Source organism: Bradyrhizobium sp. CAR08 (genome assembly GCF_052871955.1).
This window is the reverse complement of sequence record NZ_JBIXJX010000015.1, coordinates 153,188-169,696: the sequence shown is the minus strand read 5'-3', so window position 1 is coordinate 169,696 and position 16,509 is coordinate 153,188. Positions and strand designations below refer to the sequence as shown.

Genomic DNA, 16,509 nt, shown 5'->3' with positions numbered 1-16,509 from the left:
CATCGGTCCACGCAACCCGCAATCTGCATGCTGCATACGATTTATTCGATATGCACGTGTTTTGAGCCACATACGTCTTCTATTTGGGCACCTCACGTGAAGGAAATTAGCTACGATCGCACGTCAGCAGGAAGGCCGGCGTGCCGCAAAAATCCGAACCGAACCCGGGCCGAAAGTCGCCCAAACTCAAACGGATGGGCCTGCATGAGCGCGCCGCCGCGCGGATGCGGACGATGATCATTCGCGGCGAGCTGCCGCCGGGATCGCAGACCCAGGAAACCAGGCTGTCGAAGGAGCTGGGCGTATCGCGCACTCCGCTGCGCGAGGCGATGAAAGTGCTCGCGGCCGAGGGATTGATTGAGCTCCGCCCCAACCGCAGCCCGCGCATCGCCGACCTCGCCGTCGACGGCATCTCGGAATTGTTCGAGGCGCTGGCCGGCATCGAGCGGCTGGCCGCCGAGCTCGCCGCCGAGCGCGCCACCGAGCGCGATCTCGCCCGCCTGCGCACGCTTCAGACCCGCATGGAAGGTCATCATCGCAACGGCAAGCTCGACGAGTACTTCGCCATCAACGGCGAGATCCACGACACCATCGTCCGCATGGCGCGCAACACGCCGCTGCGCGAGGCGCACGTGACGCTGATCTCCCGCGCCGAGCGCGCGCGTTACCTCGCGCTCGGCGCCGACCGGCGCTGGAGCAATTCGGTCGACGAGCACGCCGGCGTCCTTGCCGCGCTCGAGGCGCGCGATAGCGAAACCGCAGGACGCCTGCTCGGCGCCCATGTTCGGCGCACCGGCACGGCGCTGCTCGAAGTCATCGCGGCCTCTCAAGCCAAGCAGACGGCGGCGCAATCATGAAGCTGCTGCTGCTCAACCCGAACACCAGCACCGCAGTCACCCAGTTGATGACGGATGTCGGGCAGCGCGCGGCTGCGCCCGGGACCGAGCTGATCCCCTGCACCGCGACCCGCGGCGTGCCCTATATCTCGACACGCACCGAGGCACAGATCGGCGGTGCCATTGCGCTGGAGATGCTGGCCGGGCAGCATCGCAAGGTCGACGCCGCGATCATCGCCGCCTTCGGCGACCCCGGCCTGTTCGCCGCGCGCGAAACCTTCGACATTCCCGTGGTCGGCATGGCGGAAGCGGCGATGCTGACCGCCTGCATGGCCGGACGGCGTTTCGCCATCGTCACCTTCGCCCAGGCGCTCGGCCCCTGGTACGAGGAATGCGTCCGCGCCCACGGGCTGTGGGAGCGCTGCGCCGGCATCCGCATGCTCGATACGCCGTTCCAGGCGATCTCCGAGGTCGGCACCGAGAAGGAGGATGTGCTGGTCGATCTCGCCCGGCGCGCGATCGTGGAGGACGACGCGGACGTCTTGATTTTTGCAGGTGCGCCGCTCTCGGGCCTCGCCGAGCGCGTGGCCGACCGGATCCCCGTCCCAGTCGTCGATCAAGTCATCGCGTCGGTGAAGCAGGCCGAAGCCCTGGTCGCGCTTCGCCTGCGCAAGGCAACCGCAGGCACGTACCGCCGGCCCGCCGCCAAACCCACCCTTGGTCTTGCCGATGCGCTCGCCGCCCGGCTCGAGCATCGCGATAACTAGGGGAGCTGCGGCCAGCGATGCGAAAAACCAAGCTTGTTCTCAATCGCACGGCCGAAGGCAAACAGGCGGGATTCGCATCCCAGCGGTGCAATGATCTGGATACCGAACGGCAGCTCGTTCTCCGCTCGGGGGGCCGGCAGGGTCAGCACCGGGAAACCGACCAGCGACACGATGAAGGTGACGGCGAGATAATCGATCGGCGTCTCCAGCGCCGCGCCATCGATCGTGGTGACGTCGCTGATCTCATTCGGCCAGGGCAAAACGGACGCCGCCGGCGCCACCAGGAAATCGGCGCGGCTGAACAGCTCGCGAAAGCTGCGGTAGATCGCGGTGCGGCGCTGCTCGGCGTTGAGATAGTCCTCCGCGGAGAGCTTTGCGCCCGCCTCGATATTCCAGATCACGGTGGGCGTCAGCTCGGCGCGGCGCGACTTCAGCAGCTCGCCATAGCCGTTGGCGATGTGCGCGGCGCGCAGCGTCCGAAATGCCTCGATCGCACCGCCGCAATCGGGCGCGGACGGCACCACATCGGCCACGGCTCCGAGCGCCTCGCAGGCCGCGGCGAAACGTGCACGGACATCGCGCGAAACGGCCGCGATCCCGAAATCGGGCGTCGCTGCGATCCGGGGACGCACTGCAACCGGCCGATCCTCATTGACGACACCGATCGAGAGTGGGTCGTGCGCATCGCCTCCCCCACAGATCGACAGCGCAAGCTCGGATCGTCGACGCCGCGGGCGAGAAAACCGTGGGTGGCGAGCATGTCCCAGCCGAGGGGGCGATGCGGCGCCGGGATGCGACCGGGCGTCGGCCGGATCGAGGCGACGTCGCAAAAACTTGCGGGCGTGCGCACGGAGCCACCGAAATCGGTGCCATGGGCCAACGGCACCATGCCGGCCGCGACCGCAACCGCGGAGCCACCGGAGGATCCACCCGAAGTCAGTACCGGATCGAACGGATTGCGCGTCGGCCCGCACAATTTGTTGGTACAGACCGCGCCGAAGCCGAATTCGGGTGTGTTGGTCTTTCCCAGAATGATCGCGCCAGCGCGCCGCAATCGCGCGACCACGAGATCGTCTTCGGCCGGAATATGATCGCGGAACAGAGCCGATCCGTACGTGGTCGCAACCCCCGCAGTGTCGGTGAGGTCCTTGATCCCTATGGGCCCCCATGCAGCGGGCCGACCCGCGTTGGCGCGGCGTCGCAGATATCAGCGGCACGGCGGGCCCCCTCCGCATCGACAGTCACGAAGGCCGCCAATTGGCTATCAAGACTCGCGATCCGCGCCAGATGCGCCTCGACCGCGTCGCGCGAGGAGAGTTCGCCCTTCGCGAGGGCGCGTGCGAGGGCCGTGGCATTGAGGTCGCAAACCGATCGATCCGACGTCATCACCCCACCATGCCAAACCTCGCGGCGAAAAGCGACCGGTGCGGGCATGAGACTTGCTTTCTACTCCGGGACAACGGGAGGCAACACCATGGCTGAAGCGCAAGGCGGCCGATCGCTCGTCGTCGACGCCGTCACCCACCGCTATCCGAGCGGCGCGCTCGCGGTCGAGAACATCAATCTCGACATCAAAGGGGGCGAGATCATCGCCTTGCTCGGCCCCTCCGGCTGCGGCAAGACTACCCTGCTGCGCATCATCGCCGGCTTCATCGCGCAGACGCAGGGGCGGATCATCATCGGCGACGACATCGTCGACGCACTACCGCCGAACCGCCGCGCGGTCGGCATCGTGTTCCAGAACTACGCACTATTCCCCCATCTCAGCATCAGCGAGAACGTCGCTTATGGGCTTGCCGCGCGCGGGATCGACAAGGCGGCCCGCCAGCGCGAAGCACAGCGCTTGCTGGATCTGGTGCAGCTGCCGACCATGTCGGAACGGTTGCCACGGCAGCTCTCCGGCGGCCAGCAGCAGCGCGTCGCGCTGGCCCGCGCGCTCGCGATCAAGCCGTCAATCCTGTTGCTCGACGAGCCCTTTGCCGCGCTCGACAAGAATCTGCGGCTCGACATGCAGATCGAGGTCAAGCGGCTCCAGCGCGTCTCCGGCATCACCACGCTGATCGTGACCCACGACCAGGAAGAAGCGCTGTCGATGGCCGACCGCGTCGCCGTCCTGAGCCACGGCAAGCTCGAGCAGTTCGGGTCGCCGTCGGACGTCTACGACCGGCCGCAGACCCTGTTCGTCAACACGTTCGTCGGCGCCAGCAACCGCATGCCCGGCGTGGTCGTCTCGGCAGACCGCACGGCCGCAAAAGTCCGCCTCGATGCCGGCGCGGAAATCATTGCGCGTCCCGCCGGCGGCGCTCTCACCGAGGGCGGCCGCGTCACCGTGTGCATACGCCCCGAGCATCTGCAATTCGTTGGCGACGAGACCGGCTTTGCCGGCGTGGTCGGCATGTCGCTGCCGTTAGGAGCCACCGTCGTCCACGAGGTCACCACCGCGGACGGCTCCGGCGTCAAGATCTCCCAGGCGCGCATCGGCGAGACGCGCACCCTGGAGAGCGGCGCCGCGGTGCGCCTCGCGCCGCTCGCCCCGTCGCTCGCAAACGCTTTTCCTGCAACGCTTTGAATTCAGTTTTTGTCCAGAGGGAGTTCGACCATGATCATGAACCGCCGAAGCCTGATGACGACCGCACTCACACTCGGCGCCATGAAGGCGTTTCCCGGACTGAGCTACGCCCAGGCCCGCCCGCTGGTGTTTGCGACCTTCACCGGAAGCTGGGAGGAGGCGCACAAGGCCGTGCTGGTGCCGGCCTTTCGCAAGGCGAACGCCGATGCCGCGATGGTGCTCGACCCCATGCTCTCGGTCGACCAGATCGCCAAGGTGAACGCCGCCAAGGCCAATCCGCCGATTGACGTCATGCTGCACGATCCCGGCCCGGCCCTGGTCGCAATCGGCCAGGATCTGGTCGAGCCATACCCCGTCGAGAAGAGCGCCTATTACAAGGACCTGATCGCCGAGGCCCAGGAGCCGATGGGCCCTGCCCCCTTCTTTCAGGTCGTCGGCCTCACCTACAATCCGGAAGCCGTCAAGACGCCGCCGACCTCCTGGGCCGATCTGTGGAAGCCCGAGTTCAAGGGCCGCGTTGGCATCACCAACCTTAACTCGACGCTCGGCACCGGCTGGCTGGTCGAGATCGCCAAGATGCGCGGCGGTTCGGAAGCCAATGTCGATCCCGGCTTCAAGGCGATCGAGGAGCTGAAGCCCAACCTCGCCGCGGTCGCCGCCAATCCCGGCGCGCTCGCCACCCTGTTCCAGCAGGGCCAGATCGATATCTCGCCCGGCAATTTCAACGCCATCCAGATCCTGAAAGCGCGCGGCGTGCCGGTCGAGTTCGTGGCCCCGAAGGAAGGTGCCATCGCCTTCAAGACCACGATCCACATCGTCAAGAACTCGCCCAACCGCGAGCTCGCCTTCAAGCTGATCGAGGCGTCGTTGACCCCGGAAGTGCAGACCACGCTGATGAACCCGCCCTACCTGATCGTGCCGACCAATTCCAAGGTGGCGATGGGCGGCGAGATCGCGCGCGTGCTCGCCAAGGACACGGCCGAGCTGAAGCAGAAATTCGTGTTCCAGGACTGGAAGAAGATCAACGAGCAGCGCTCGGCCTGGATCGAGCGTTTCAACCGCGAGATCAAGATCTAGAGCTTCAATGACTCATGATGGGCACAGCACAGGCATCACGAGACGTCACGTCCTACGGGATGGGATTGGCAGCGCCGCTGGCGCTGTTCTTCCTAGTGTTCTTCGTGGCGCCGCTGCTGCAATTACTGTGGCTCTCGTTGCACAACGACACGGCCGCGCTCCATTGGGGACTCGGCCAGTATCTGCACTTCCTCACCGATCCCTTCAGCCTCAGCGTGCTCGGCTCGACGCTGCTGCTTGGGGCCGAGGTGACGGCCGTCTGCCTCGTGCTCGGCTTTCCCATCGCCTGGCTTTACCAGCGGGTCGGGCCGCGGCTTCAGACCATCATCATCCTGATCGTGCTGCTGCCGCTTTTGACCAGCGTCGTGGTCCGTACCTTCGCCTGGATCGTCATCCTGGGCCGCCAGGGCATCATCAACGCGACGCTGCAATCGCTCGGCATCATCGAGACGCCCCTGAAACTGCTCTACACCCAGTTCGGCGTCGTCCTCGCGCTGGCGCAGGTGCAGATGCCGCTGATGACGCTGCCGCTGATCACCGCGCTCGGCCGGATCGATTCCAATCTCGACGACGCCTCCTGCTCGCTCGGCGCCGGAAGCTGGCGCACGTTCTTCCGGATCGTGCTGCCGCTGTCGCTGCCCGGCGTGATCGCCGGCTGCACGCTGACCTATGCCGCCGCGATCACGGCCTTCATCACCCAGTCGCTGATCGGCGGCGGACAGATGCTGTTCATGCCGATGTATCTTTACCAGCAGGCTTCGACCCTGCAGAACTGGCCGTTTGCCTCCGCAATCTCGATCATCTTTTTGCTCGCGGTGCTCGCGGTCGTCTCCGTCTTCACCACGCTCGGCCGCCTGTCGCGCGGCTATGGAGGTGCGTGATGAGCGGGCGCAAGCGCACCCTGGAGGCGTTCAGTTTCGAGCTGGTCATGAGCCTGATCGCCGCGATTGCGCTGATCATCATCATCGCGCCGTCGCTGGTGGTGCTGATCGTCTCGTTCACCAGCGGCTTCTCGCTGCGTTTTCCGCCGCCGGGCTATTCGCTGCGCTGGTACGCCGAATTGTGGAACGCCTGGCAGCTGCACTTCGCAGCCAAGAACAGCCTCATCGTGGCACTGTGGGCGACGGGCCTGTCCGTGGTGCTCGGCGTTGCCGCCGCGCTCGCGATCTCGCGCTCACCGACGCTGTCGGCGCGGCTGCTCGATTCCCTCTTCATGTCGCCGCTGGTTCTGCCGGCGCTGGCCTTTGGCCTTGCCGCGTTGATGCTGTTCTCGCTGGTCGGCCTGCCGGTGTCGCCGTTGACGCTGGTAATCGGCCACACCGTGGTCTGCGTGCCCTATGTCGTGCGCAATACGATTGCGGCGCTTGCCCAGCTGGAGCCGACCCTGCTGGAGAGCTCGGCCGTGCTGGGCGCCGGCCGCATCTACACGTTCCGGCGCATCGTGCTGCCGCTGATCCGGCCGGGCATCATCGCGGGCGCCTTCATCGCCTTCATGTCGTCCTTCGACAACGTGCCGGTGTCGCTGTTCCTGCGTGATGCCGCCACCGACATGCTGCCGATCCGGATGTGGCAGGACCTCGAGGGCAAGCTCGACGTCACCATCGCCGCGCTGTCGGGCGTGCTGATCATTGCAACCGTCGCGTTGGTCGCGATTATGGAGCGCGTCACGGGGTTATCGCGGCGGCTGACCAACTGATCAGGCGCCGCGGAACAGCGAATAGCCCCAGCGCGTGAATTTCAGCGGCAGGTGAAAATGCTCGTCAACATTCTTGATGCGAAAGCGGAACGGCGTCACCGTGAGAAACCCGTCGCGCTCGCCAAAGAACTCGCCGAGATGAAACAGGACCTCATACTCGCCCGCCGTCACGCCCGCCCCCTGCGCAACGGGATGATCGAGCACGCCGTTGACACCAAGCCGTCCGTCGGCGACGCGCAGCGAGTCCGGATCGATCCGCCAGATCTCGACGCGCAGACCCTGCGCCGGGCGTCCGCTCGCCACATCGACCGCGTGAATGGAAATGCCACCTGCCACAATGTTCCCCCCGAGAGCGCTGCACCATGGTAGACGCAAACACGGCCGTTCGACCAGCGCCCGCATTGCTGCCCGCGCTTGGCGCCACGACCTCATTGCAGGCGCTGGTGGCTCTGGCTCTGTTCGCGCCGGGCGTGGTGGCACCGCGCGCCCATATCGAGGTCTGGCAGCTCTCGATGTTCTCCTGCGCCGTGTTCGCGGTCGGCATTCCCGCCTCGTTCTGGGGCGGCGGCTTCATCGCCCGCCTGGGCTCGATGCGGATCGCGAGCCTCTGCGCGGCGGCGATCATCGCCAGCATGGCGCTGGCTTCGCTCGGCTCGACGGCGGCCCTGCTCGCAGCCGGCCTCTGTCTTGGCCTCGCCTTCGGACCGGAGACGCCCGCAAGCGCGGTGCTGCTGGCGCGGCTCGTGACGGCCGAGCGGCGCGCGTTCGTGTTCTCGGTTCGCCAGACCGGAAACCAGATCGGCGCCGTCTGCGGCTCGCTGGTTCTGCCCGCGATCGCAATCTCGCTCGGGCCCGCCTGGTGCTATGCCGCCGTGGGCGCCTGTGCGCTGCTGGCGATAGCGTGGTTCGAGCGCCTGCGGCCCGCCTACGCCGTCAAGGTCGTGCCACTGCCGGAGCTTAGCCTTCGCACGCGGCTGGCACTGGTGACCGCGGACCGGCGCATCGCAATGCTGGCGCTGGCCTCGATGCCCTTCAGCGCGATGCAGGTGTCGCTCAATACGGTCTTCGTCACGCTCGGCACCCGCGAGCTCGGCCTCAGCCATGTCGAGGCCGGCATGGCGCTTGCCTGCGCCCAGGCCGGCGGCCTGATCGGCCGGCTCGGCTGGGGCTTCGTCGCAACGCGCCTCAATGCCTCGCGCGGAGTTCTCGTCGTCATCGGCCTCGGTATGACGTTCTGCGCCGCGCTGCTGGGTCTCGATGGCGTATCGCTCGGGCGGACCGGCCAGTTCGCGATTGCAACTCTGTTCGGCCTGACGGCCTCCGGGTGGAACGGTGTCTTCGTCGCCGAGATCGCACGCCTCGCCCCGCAGGACAGGATTGGCGAAACCACCGGCGCGGTGCTGACCGCATCCTACGCCGGCCTCTTGGCAGCACCGGCGCTGGTGTCCTTCCTGGACAGCGCAGCCAGTCTCGGTGCCGCCTTCTTCGCCTTGGCTTGCCTCGCCCTCTGCGGCACATTGGCACTGGTCTGGGGAAGCCATGACAAAGGGAAGAAGTAGCGCGTGCGAGATTGCGGCCGACGTCTCCGCCGGACGAACGAGTGCGGTCGAGACCGCCAAGGCCGCGCTTGCGCGCATCGAGGCCGCCAAGGCGCTGAACGCAGTGGTGACGACCGCTCCTGCGCGTACGCTTGCCGACGCCGCAGCGGTCGATGATCGCCTGCGTGCCGGCGAGACGATGCCGCTCGCCGGTGTCCCCGTCGTCGTCAAGGACAACATCTGGGTCCGTGACTGGCGTGTGACACAGGGCTCGCGCCTGTTCGCCGAATTCGTCGCGCCGCAGGATGCGATTGCGATCGAGCAGCTGCGCAAGGCCGGCGCCGTCGTCGTCGGCATCGGCGCAACGTCGGAATTCGCCTGCAAGGGCGTGACCACCTCACCGCTGTATGGGCCAACGCGGCATCCGCTGGATCCCACGTTGACGCCCGGCGGCTCGTCGGGCGGCCCTGCCACGGCGGTTGCGGCCGGCCTCGTGCCGCTAGCGATCTGCACCGATGCGGGCGGCTCGAGCCGCAGGCCGCCGGCCCATGTCGGCGTCGCGGGGTTCAAACCGTCCTATGGCGCGATCCCCTATGGGCCAGGCTTCGCCGAACCGTTTTTCGGCCTCTCCGTCATCGCGCCGATCGCCACTGACGTTGCCGATATCGCGCTGGCGTTCGAGGCCATGGCCGCCGTCGATCCGCGCGATCCGGATTCAGCCGGCATCGCTCAAGAGGCCAAAAACATCGCCGGTCTGCGCATCGCGTTCTCGCCGCGCCTTGGGCTCGACGTCGCCGTCGACGATGTTGTCGCTGAAGGGCTCGCTTTCGCCATCGCGCGTCTCTCCGCCGCTGGCCTCAGCATCGCGCAGCGCGATCCCGTCTGGCCGGCGGGCGCGACGGAAGAGGCTATCATGCCGCTTCAGCAGGCCGGCCTCGCCGCACTCTATCGAGATGCCTTCCGCGAGGATCCGACCGTGTTCGATCCTGACATCGCCAGACAGATCGAGCGAGGGCTGTCGTGGTCGGGCGCCGACGTTGCCGGTGCGCTGCTGGCAAGCGCCGCAATCGCCAATGCTTTCGCGGCATTCTTCACCGAGGTTGATCTGCTGCTGGCGCCAACCGTTCCCTGTGTCGCCTGGCCATTCACCCAGCTCGGACCCGACATGATCGGTGGCCGCGCGGCGAGCCCGCGCGCGCACGCGGCGTTAACGCCCTTTGTCAATCATGCTCGTCTGCCGGCGATTTCGCTGCCGTGCGGAACGGATCGGTGCGAACTTCCATTCGGCCTTCAGGTCATCGCCGCGCGCGGACAAGACCGCACGCTGCTTGAAGCAGCGCAAGAGATCGAGGCCATATTGCGAACATAATCCCGAGAGGCGGGCGGTGGGCTAATTGCCCGCTCAGTCTCCCAGCGGCCCTTTGGCGTCCCCGTCGCTCCCCTTCAGCAACTCGTATTTGATCCGCCGCATGCGCGCCTGGGCTTCGAGCGGTTTGCAATAGGCAGTTGACGCCGCAAGCAGATCGATGGTGGCGAGAAATGCATAGCGCGACGCCGTCGGCTTGAGCGCGTCGGGCGCTTCGGGCACGTGTACGCCAAGCGCAATATCGGCGATTGAGGCCAACCTGCTTTGCGGCTTGGTAATTGCGACGACCAAGGCGCCGTATTGCTTGGCGATACTGGCTGCCTCGATCACCTCGTTCGCTGCACCGGTGGTCGAGATGGCAACGACGACATCATCCCGTCCGAAGGTCGCGGCAATCATGCGCATCAAGCTCGGATCGGAGGCATGCGAGACGGCAATCCCAAGACGAAAGAACCGGTTCTGAACCTCCGCCGCCGCAAGAGTGGAACCGCCCCCCACCCCGAACGCTGCAAGCTTCGAACAGCGGGAGATAGCTTCGGCAGCCCGCTCGATGTCCTCCTTGCGAAGTCCCTCCTCGGCAGCGGCAATTGCACGGCGAATTTCCTGAAACATCGACCGCCAGAGCGCGGGGCGCGCCAGATCGGTCCCGACATGCGGGGGAAGCTCAACGTAAATCCGCCCGACCGCCATTGCTTGAGCCAGCCTCACCTTGAGGTCGCGGACGCCCCGGCAACCGACGGAGCGGCTGAACCGGGTTACCGTCGGCTCGCTGACGCGCGCCCGACGGGCCAACTCGGAATTGCTGGCGTGAACGGCAAACTCCATATCGGCCAGCAGCACCGTGGCAACGCGTTGCTCGGACGGGCTGAGGCTTAGAGCGCTCTGCCTGATGAGGGAGATGATGTCGCCGGCCACGACATTGTCGTCGCCGGGCGGCTTCGAGATTGCTGCACCAACGGCTCTCGCCGGGTGATTTCGCTTTGCACGCGCCATTGCCCGCCCTTTCCCAGGTCAGATCAACCTGCGCCCTTGGCAAGAAGCTGCCGTAAGAAACCTTCAGCATCGACCAAACGTATATCGGCATGCCACATCAATAACAGCATTTTCTGCTTGATAATTGCCAAATTGTGTATGTAACTTTCAAACAAGCAATAGCGTGCCGTCAGCCCAACAGCTGAAAGGCACATCCCTGCACCGGGAAGCAGGCGGCTCAACAAGGCGGGAGGGCGATCATGAGATACGGTCCAAGTGTCTTGATGCGTGGCGTCGTGGGGCTGGCCACCGCGTCATTTTTGATTGCGCAGGCCAATGCCGCCACCCTGCTACGCGAAGCCACCATCGGAGAACCGCCGCCGCTCGATGTCATGCTGACGACCGCCGACGTCGCATCGGTCATCGGCCGCCACATCTTCGAGACCCTGTATGCGCTAGACTCGACCTATACGCCGCGTCCGATGCTGGCCGAGAGCGATCGCACGGAAGACGGCGGTCGGACCATCGTCATCAAGCTCCGCGAAGGAGTCCTCTTCCACAACGGCAAGGAGATGACCGCCAAGGACGTAGTCGCCTCGATGACGCGATGGGGCAGTTTCGGTGCACGCGGCAAGCTCCTGATGGCGGCGGCTACGTCGGTCGAGGCGACCGGAAAGTATGAAGTCACGCTGAAATTGTCCGCGCCGAACGGCGCCTGGAAGGCTCTCATTGCGGACGTCAATGGCGGTCTTGCGATCTATCCGGAAGACATAGCCGCCAAAGCGGGGAACCGGCCGATCGAGCAGAAGGACTATATCGGCACCGGGCCCTACAAGTTCGTGGAGTGGCGGCCGAACCGCTATGTCGAGGTGGAGAGGTTCGAGGGCTACAAGCCGGTGAAGGAAAAGGGTGACGGCTTCGCCGGCGCCCGCGTTGCGAGCTTCGACAAGATCCGGTTCATTCCGGTGCCTGACGTCGGCACGCGCGTGAGCGGCGTGCAGGCGGGTGACTACGACTATGCGGAAATGATCTCCGGCGATCTGTACGAGTCCCTGAGCAAAGATCCATCGGTCCAGGTGCAGCGTACCAACGCGCCGATCTTCGGCCTTTTCTTCATGAACTCGAAGCAGGGAATCCTGAAGGACAATTACAAGCTCCGCCGCGCCATCCAGACCGCGCTGGACAAGTCGCAGGCGCTGCGCGTCGCCTTCGGTCCCAAAGACCTGTGGAATGCCGAAGGATCGATCTTTCCCAATGGCACCCCCTGGTACTCGACGGAAAGCGCCTCAAATTATAGTGCGCACGATCCGAAGAAGGCCAAGGAGCTCGCAAAGGAGGCGGACTACACGGGGACGCCGATCCGCCTGCTGGTCTCGACGAACTATCAGGCACACTATGACGAAGCCTCCGTCTTCACCCGTCAGCTGGCCGACGCCGGAATCAATGTTCAGATGATGGTCGTCGATTGGGCGACCCTTCTGAAGATGCGCGGCCAGCCGGAACAGTGGGACATCTTCGTCACCCACCATTCCTTCGCGCCGGACCCGCTGCTGCTCACGTTCCTGAATGCGAGCTATCCCGGCTGGTGGGACAGCCCGGAGATCGGCTCGCTTCGGGCCGAGTTGATCAACACGACCGATCCAGCCGCGCGCAAGTCGACATGGGACAAGATCCAGTCGCTGATCTATGAGCAGGTACCGGTGATGAAAGTAGGTGATGCCTACACCTACGACATTGCTTCTCCCAAGCTCAAGGGGCTCAACCCTAACGGTCCCGTGTTCTGGAATGTGTCCACGAAATAAGGACGGGCAATGAGGCCGCGAGGACTGTCGAGCGCCGGCGCCGGCGCGCATCGTTGCCGCTGACAGGCGCCCAATCACATGTGGTCTTACGCATTCAAGCGCGCAGGAACGACGGCGGTGACGCTGCTGGCAGCGTCCATCATCATCTTCGCGTTCATCCATATCGTGCCGGGTGACCCGATCTATGTTTTGCTCGGTGATACCGCGACTCCCGACCAGATCGACGCCTTGCGACACCAGCTCGGTCTCGACCAACCGATCATCCTGCAATATCTCACTTGGGCCGGCCATGTGCTCGAGGGCGACCTCGGGCGGTCGATCTTCTTCCAGGCGCCCGTGCTGTCGGTGATTGCCGATGGCGCCGAGACCAGCACCTTGCTCGCCACCATGACGATGATCTGGGTTGCGGTCATCGGCGTGCCGATCGGAATGATTGCGGCGGTCCGGCACGGCACGTGGCTCGATCAGGGATTGTCCGGTGGGGCGATGCTGATGGCCTCGATACCCACGTTCTGGGTCGGGCTCTATCTGATCCTGATCTTCGCCGCGTGGCTCGGCTGGTTTCCGAGCTCCGGCTATCCGTCGATCTTCGAAGGCGGTGTCGTCAATCTCCGCTATCTCGTCCTCCCCAGCCTGGCGCTTGCGGCTCCGAATGCTGCTTTGATCCTGCGGCTGACGCGCGCCAGCATGCTCGACGTCTCCCGGGAGGACTACGTGCGCACGGCGCGGGCAAAGGGAATCCGGCCGTGGCAGGTCGTGCGCCGCCACATCTGGCGCAATGCACTCCTGGCGGTCGTCTCGGCCTTCGGCTTCACCTTCGCCGCGCTGCTGTCCGAGGCGGTGGTGACCGAAACCGTGTTTGCCCTGCCCGGCATCGGCCGCCTCGTCGTTCAGTCGATCCTTCGCCGAGACTACCCTGTGATCCAGGGGGTCATCCTGGTCATCGTGGTGGTTTATCTCCTGATCAATCTGATCGTCGATCTGAGCTATCGTCTGCTCGATCCGCGGGTTGAACTTCAATGAGCAGCAACAGCGTGACATTGTGGCTCAAGCCGTTCATCGCCCGCCCGATCGCGCTGGCCGGGCTCGGCGTCCTTCTGGCGACTGTGCTCGCCGCGGTCTTCGCACCCTGGCTGTCGCCTTACGATCCGTATGCCATCGATCCCCTGATCCGCCTGACGCCCCCGAACATGCCCCACTGGTTCGGCACCGACCAATTCGGCCGGGATACCCTGTCGCGCACCATTCATTCAGCACGCATGGCACTTTTGATCGGCTCGGGCGTGGTCGTCTTCGCTCTCGCGACAGGCGTTCCGGCCGGCGTACTTTCCGCACTGTTCCCGCGGCTGGGTCACCTGCTGATGCGCATGGTCGACGTGCTGATGGCCTTCCCGACTCTGCTTCTCGCACTTGGCCTGATTGTCATCTTGAGCCCGAGTGTGGCCACCGTCATTCTGGCCATTGGGATCGGCTACATGACGACGACGACCCGCATCGTCTACGGACTGACGCTGCGCTTGCGCGCGGAAACCTATGTCGAGGCGTCCCGCAGCATGGGCGCCGGAGCGGCATGGCTCATCAGTCGGCACATCTTGCCGAACCTGGTCTCGCCACTTCTCGTGCAGGCCAGCTTCGTCTTCGCGTTCGCGCAGCTCGGCGCGGCTTCACTCGATTTCCTGGGCCTCGGCGCCCCTCCGGACATTCCGAGCTGGGGCAATATGCTGGCGGAGTCACGGACCTTCATCACCCGCGCGCCGTGGCTGCTCTTCTTCCCGGGCATGATGATCGTGGCGACGGCATTTTCTCTGAACCTGGTCGGCGATGCATTGCGCGATCGACTCGATCCGCGGTTCCGTCAATTCTTTGGTGAGAAGGGTTAGGCCGTGCTGACAGTTTGCGACCTTACGGTGTCAGTGGGGCCGGAAACCGCGCCGGTCGACATCGTCGCGGGCGTGTCCTTCGGCTTGGCCAGGGGCGAAATCCTCGGCCTCGTCGGCGAGTCCGGCTGCGGAAAGAGCATGACCTCGCTTGCGGTCATGGGATTGCTGCCGCAGCCCGGTCCCCGAGTCCGGGCCGGGCGCGTCCTGTTGGAGGGCTGCGACGTAACGCAGCTGCAGCCCTGGCAACGTGTCGAAGCGGGCCACGGCCGCATGGCAATGATCTTTCAGGAGCCGATGACCTCACTGAACCCTGTTCGTCGGATCGGCGATCAGATCGCCGAAGCCGTACGCGTGCATGAGGGAATTTCGGGCGCAGCGGCGCTGGTCCGTGCGCGCGAACTGCTCGAACTGGTACGTATGCCCGACCCCAAAATGCAGCTGTCCGCGTATCCCCATCAGTTGTCCGGAGGCCAACGCCAGCGGGTCATGATCGCGATTGCGCTGGCCTGCAGGCCACAGGTGCTGGTCGCCGACGAACCGACCACTGCGCTGGATGTCACCATACAGGTTCAGATTCTCGGGCTCTTGCGCGAGCTCTGCAATCGGCTCGATATGGCGATATTGTTCATCACTCACGACATGGGAGTCATTGCGCAGCTCGCCGATCGTGTCGCTGTCATGTACGCCGGCCAGATCGTGGAAACCGCTTCAGTCGATGCGCTGTTCGGCGCACCCCGTCATCATTACACCCGCGGACTGATGGATTGCATGCCGTCGCGAAATTCCGGCGCGCGCCGGCTGCCGACCATTTCTGGTCAGCCGCCGCTGCCAGGTTCGGTCGCCGCTGGCTGCGTGTTTGCCTTGCGTTGCGCAGCGGTGCGCGATGAGTGCCGCGTGGCGACCCCGCCCCGCCTGGAGGCTTCCCAAGGGCACGAGGTGCTCTGCGCGTTTCCGCTGGCCGGCGGAGAGCTGCCATGAGCGGCAATGTAATCCTCGAGGTCCGGGACATGATGGTCTCGTTCAGTGCCAGGCGGGCCGGTCGGAAATACCGGGTGCAGGCGGTGGATGGTGTATCGCTGTCGCTGGCCGAAGGCGAGGTCCTCGGGATCGTGGGCGAGTCCGGCTGCGGCAAGACCACGCTGGGCCGAGCCCTCGTCGGGCTGGTCCAGCCCGACAGCGGCAACTTCAATTTGAAGGGAACCGAAATGATCGGAGCCCGGGGCTCCGGCCTCCGCGAGATGCGTCTGAGCGTCCGGATGGTTTTCCAGGACCCCAATGCATCGCTCAACCCGCGGCGCGCAATTGGAGATTCGGTGGCGGAGGCGGCCGACATCAGCGGCTTCTTCAAGAACCGCGCCGAGCGCAGCGCGGCCATAGCTGCCACCTTGACGGCCGTCGGGTTGAACCCGTCTTTCGCCGCTCGCTACCCCTACGAACTGAGTGGCGGGCAACGGCAACGGGTCGGAATCGCACGCGCCATTCTTCCCACGCCGTGCATCATCGTCGCCGACGAGCCGGTCTCGGCCCTCGACGTGTCCGTGCAGGCCCAAGTGCTCAATCTGATGATGGATCTGCGTGACCAATTGAGACTGTCGATGCTCTTCATCTCGCACGACCTTGGCGTGATCGGGCAGATCAGCAGCCGCGTTGCTGTCATGTATATGGGCCGCATCGTGGAGCAGGCCGGGACGCGGACGGTCCTGGATCATCCGCTCCATCCCTATACGCGCGCGTTGGTGGCGGCAATTCCGAAGCCCGATCCATCGAAACGGATCCAGGGCGCGATCGAAATGGGTGAACCGCCAAGCCTCTTCACGCGACCGCACGGCTGTGCATATGCGCCCCGCTGCCCTATGGCCAGCGATCGCTGTCTCGTCGATGTGCCACAACTTCGATTTGTCGGTGCGGACGGTCGGACGATCGCCTGCCACAACGTATAACCAGCGAGTGCCGCGCGCCGCGAAATGACGCAACGCCTACGATTGATTTCTCCTCTATTCGAGCGA

The 16,509-nt window shown here is 65.1% G+C and carries 18 protein-coding genes and 1 pseudogene; 13 read left to right on the top strand and 6 right to left on the bottom strand.

Going from position 1 to position 16,509, the window contains the following annotated elements; genetic code table 11:
- The first annotated feature begins 140 nt into the window (after positions 1-140).
- Complete coding sequence (locus ACIPUD_RS28805) at positions 141-857, top strand: GntR family transcriptional regulator (RefSeq protein ID WP_018458757.1); 717 nt, start codon at positions 141-143, stop codon at positions 855-857.
- Positions 854-1,603 carry an aspartate/glutamate racemase family protein gene (locus ACIPUD_RS28800; RefSeq protein ID WP_018458756.1) on the top strand — a complete coding sequence of 250 codons (750 nt, stop codon included), beginning with the start codon at positions 854-856 and terminating at the stop codon, positions 1,601-1,603. The genes ACIPUD_RS28805 and ACIPUD_RS28800 overlap by 4 nt, the downstream gene beginning before the upstream one ends.
- On the opposite strand, the gene ACIPUD_RS28795 is transcribed toward ACIPUD_RS28800, so the two are convergent.
- From ACIPUD_RS28795 to ACIPUD_RS28785, 3 genes and pseudogenes are all read right to left on the bottom strand, one after another.
- Positions 1,600-2,235 (bottom strand): amidase family protein, encoded by a 636-nt coding sequence (locus ACIPUD_RS28795; RefSeq protein ID WP_446481983.1) that lies wholly within the window; start codon positions 2,233-2,235, stop codon positions 1,600-1,602. The two genes, ACIPUD_RS28800 and ACIPUD_RS28795, sit on opposite strands and share 4 nt — an antisense overlap.
- A gap of 110 nt (positions 2,236-2,345) precedes the next feature.
- Positions 2,346-2,705, bottom strand: a pseudogene (locus ACIPUD_RS28790) (amidase family protein); the annotation flags it as partial.
- Positions 2,706-2,758: 53 nt separating this feature from the next.
- Positions 2,759-3,037 carry a hypothetical protein gene (locus ACIPUD_RS28785; protein WP_446481982.1) on the bottom strand — a complete coding sequence of 93 codons (279 nt, stop codon included), beginning with the start codon at positions 3,035-3,037 and terminating at the stop codon, positions 2,759-2,761.
- 40 nt (positions 3,038-3,077) lie between these two features.
- Between ACIPUD_RS28785 and ACIPUD_RS28780 the strand changes: the two genes are divergently transcribed.
- The 4 genes from ACIPUD_RS28780 to ACIPUD_RS28765 are packed head-to-tail and all read left to right on the top strand — an operon-like array spanning position 3,078 to position 6,945.
- Positions 3,078-4,172 (top strand): ABC transporter ATP-binding protein, encoded by a 1,095-nt coding sequence (locus ACIPUD_RS28780; protein WP_446481981.1) that lies wholly within the window; start codon positions 3,078-3,080, stop codon positions 4,170-4,172.
- 30 nt (positions 4,173-4,202) lie between these two features.
- Positions 4,203-5,249: an ABC transporter substrate-binding protein gene (locus tag ACIPUD_RS28775; RefSeq protein ID WP_007608710.1), complete on the top strand. Its 1,047-nt coding sequence runs from the start codon at positions 4,203-4,205 to the stop codon at positions 5,247-5,249.
- A 17-nt stretch (positions 5,250-5,266) separates the two neighbouring features.
- Positions 5,267-6,130 carry an ABC transporter permease gene (locus tag ACIPUD_RS28770; protein WP_446481995.1) on the top strand — a complete coding sequence of 288 codons (864 nt, stop codon included), beginning with the start codon at positions 5,267-5,269 and terminating at the stop codon, positions 6,128-6,130.
- Positions 6,130-6,945 carry an ABC transporter permease gene (locus ACIPUD_RS28765; RefSeq protein ID WP_018458752.1) on the top strand — a complete coding sequence of 272 codons (816 nt, stop codon included), beginning with the start codon at positions 6,130-6,132 and terminating at the stop codon, positions 6,943-6,945. The genes ACIPUD_RS28770 and ACIPUD_RS28765 overlap by 1 nt, the downstream gene beginning before the upstream one ends.
- On the opposite strand, the gene ACIPUD_RS28760 is transcribed toward ACIPUD_RS28765, so the two are convergent.
- Positions 6,946-7,281, bottom strand: coding sequence for a hydroxyisourate hydrolase (locus ACIPUD_RS28760; RefSeq protein WP_026233653.1), 336 nt, complete (start codon positions 7,279-7,281; stop codon positions 6,946-6,948).
- Between the two features lie 26 nt (positions 7,282-7,307).
- On the opposite strand from ACIPUD_RS28760, the gene ACIPUD_RS28755 reads away from it, so the two are divergent.
- Both ACIPUD_RS28755 and ACIPUD_RS28750 read left to right on the top strand, forming a co-directional pair.
- Positions 7,308-8,504: an MFS transporter gene (locus tag ACIPUD_RS28755; RefSeq protein WP_446481980.1), complete on the top strand. Its 1,197-nt coding sequence runs from the start codon at positions 7,308-7,310 to the stop codon at positions 8,502-8,504.
- Positions 8,485-9,852, top strand: coding sequence for an amidase (locus ACIPUD_RS28750; protein ID WP_446481979.1), 1,368 nt, complete (start codon positions 8,485-8,487; stop codon positions 9,850-9,852). The genes ACIPUD_RS28755 and ACIPUD_RS28750 overlap by 20 nt, the downstream gene beginning before the upstream one ends.
- 33 nt (positions 9,853-9,885) lie before the next feature.
- Here the strand turns inward: ACIPUD_RS28750 and ACIPUD_RS28745 are convergent, their stop codons facing one another.
- Both ACIPUD_RS28745 and ACIPUD_RS28740 read right to left on the bottom strand, forming a co-directional pair.
- Complete coding sequence (locus ACIPUD_RS28745; RefSeq protein ID WP_446481978.1) at positions 9,886-10,842, bottom strand: MurR/RpiR family transcriptional regulator; 957 nt, start codon at positions 10,840-10,842, stop codon at positions 9,886-9,888.
- Between the two features lie 23 nt (positions 10,843-10,865).
- On the bottom strand, positions 10,866-11,066 hold the full coding sequence (locus tag ACIPUD_RS28740) for a hypothetical protein (protein WP_157643066.1): 201 nt from the start codon (positions 11,064-11,066) through the stop codon (positions 10,866-10,868).
- Positions 11,067-11,081: 15 nt separating this feature from the next.
- Here ACIPUD_RS28740 and ACIPUD_RS28735 point away from each other — a divergent pair, with 15 nt between their 5' ends.
- From ACIPUD_RS28735 to ACIPUD_RS28715, 5 genes are all read left to right on the top strand, one after another.
- A complete protein-coding gene (locus tag ACIPUD_RS28735) occupies positions 11,082-12,623 on the top strand; it encodes an ABC transporter substrate-binding protein (protein WP_446481977.1) in 1,542 nt (513 codons plus the stop codon).
- Between the two features lie 78 nt (positions 12,624-12,701).
- The gene (locus ACIPUD_RS28730) at positions 12,702-13,646 is read left to right on the top strand and encodes an ABC transporter permease (protein WP_007608695.1); all 945 of its coding nucleotides are present in this window, start codon (positions 12,702-12,704) and stop codon (positions 13,644-13,646) included.
- A gap of 11 nt (positions 13,647-13,657) precedes the next feature.
- The gene (locus ACIPUD_RS28725; RefSeq protein WP_317246450.1) at positions 13,658-14,503 is read left to right on the top strand and encodes an ABC transporter permease; all 846 of its coding nucleotides are present in this window, start codon (positions 13,658-13,660) and stop codon (positions 14,501-14,503) included.
- 3 nt (positions 14,504-14,506) lie between these two features.
- Positions 14,507-15,481 carry an ABC transporter ATP-binding protein gene (locus ACIPUD_RS28720; RefSeq protein WP_446481976.1) on the top strand — a complete coding sequence of 325 codons (975 nt, stop codon included), beginning with the start codon at positions 14,507-14,509 and terminating at the stop codon, positions 15,479-15,481.
- The gene (locus ACIPUD_RS28715) at positions 15,478-16,443 is read left to right on the top strand and encodes an ABC transporter ATP-binding protein (RefSeq protein WP_018458743.1); all 966 of its coding nucleotides are present in this window, start codon (positions 15,478-15,480) and stop codon (positions 16,441-16,443) included. The genes ACIPUD_RS28720 and ACIPUD_RS28715 overlap by 4 nt, the downstream gene beginning before the upstream one ends.
- Positions 16,444-16,509: the final 66 nt, after the last annotated feature.

Bases quoted from the DNA above. Each gene is read 5' to 3' on its own strand.
- ACIPUD_RS28800 (WP_018458756.1), top strand. From the start codon at position 854: ATGAAGCTGCTGCTGCTCAACCCGAACACCAGCACCGCAGTCACCCAG.
- ACIPUD_RS28785 (WP_446481982.1), bottom strand. From the start codon at position 3,037: ATGCCCGCACCGGTCGCTTTTCGCCGCGAGGTTTGGCATGGTGGGGTG.
- ACIPUD_RS28780 (WP_446481981.1), top strand. From the start codon at position 3,078: ATGGCTGAAGCGCAAGGCGGCCGATCGCTCGTCGTCGACGCCGTCACC.
- ACIPUD_RS28775 (WP_007608710.1), top strand. From the start codon at position 4,203: ATGATCATGAACCGCCGAAGCCTGATGACGACCGCACTCACACTCGGC.
- ACIPUD_RS28770 (WP_446481995.1), top strand. From the start codon at position 5,267: ATGGGCACAGCACAGGCATCACGAGACGTCACGTCCTACGGGATGGGA.
- ACIPUD_RS28765 (WP_018458752.1), top strand. From the start codon at position 6,130: ATGAGCGGGCGCAAGCGCACCCTGGAGGCGTTCAGTTTCGAGCTGGTC.
- ACIPUD_RS28755 (WP_446481980.1), top strand. From the start codon at position 7,308: ATGGTAGACGCAAACACGGCCGTTCGACCAGCGCCCGCATTGCTGCCC.
- ACIPUD_RS28750 (WP_446481979.1), top strand. From the start codon at position 8,485: ATGACAAAGGGAAGAAGTAGCGCGTGCGAGATTGCGGCCGACGTCTCC.
- ACIPUD_RS28745 (WP_446481978.1), bottom strand. From the start codon at position 10,842: ATGGCGCGTGCAAAGCGAAATCACCCGGCGAGAGCCGTTGGTGCAGCA.
- ACIPUD_RS28735 (WP_446481977.1), top strand. From the start codon at position 11,082: ATGAGATACGGTCCAAGTGTCTTGATGCGTGGCGTCGTGGGGCTGGCC.
- ACIPUD_RS28730 (WP_007608695.1), top strand. From the start codon at position 12,702: ATGTGGTCTTACGCATTCAAGCGCGCAGGAACGACGGCGGTGACGCTG.
- ACIPUD_RS28715 (WP_018458743.1), top strand. From the start codon at position 15,478: ATGAGCGGCAATGTAATCCTCGAGGTCCGGGACATGATGGTCTCGTTC.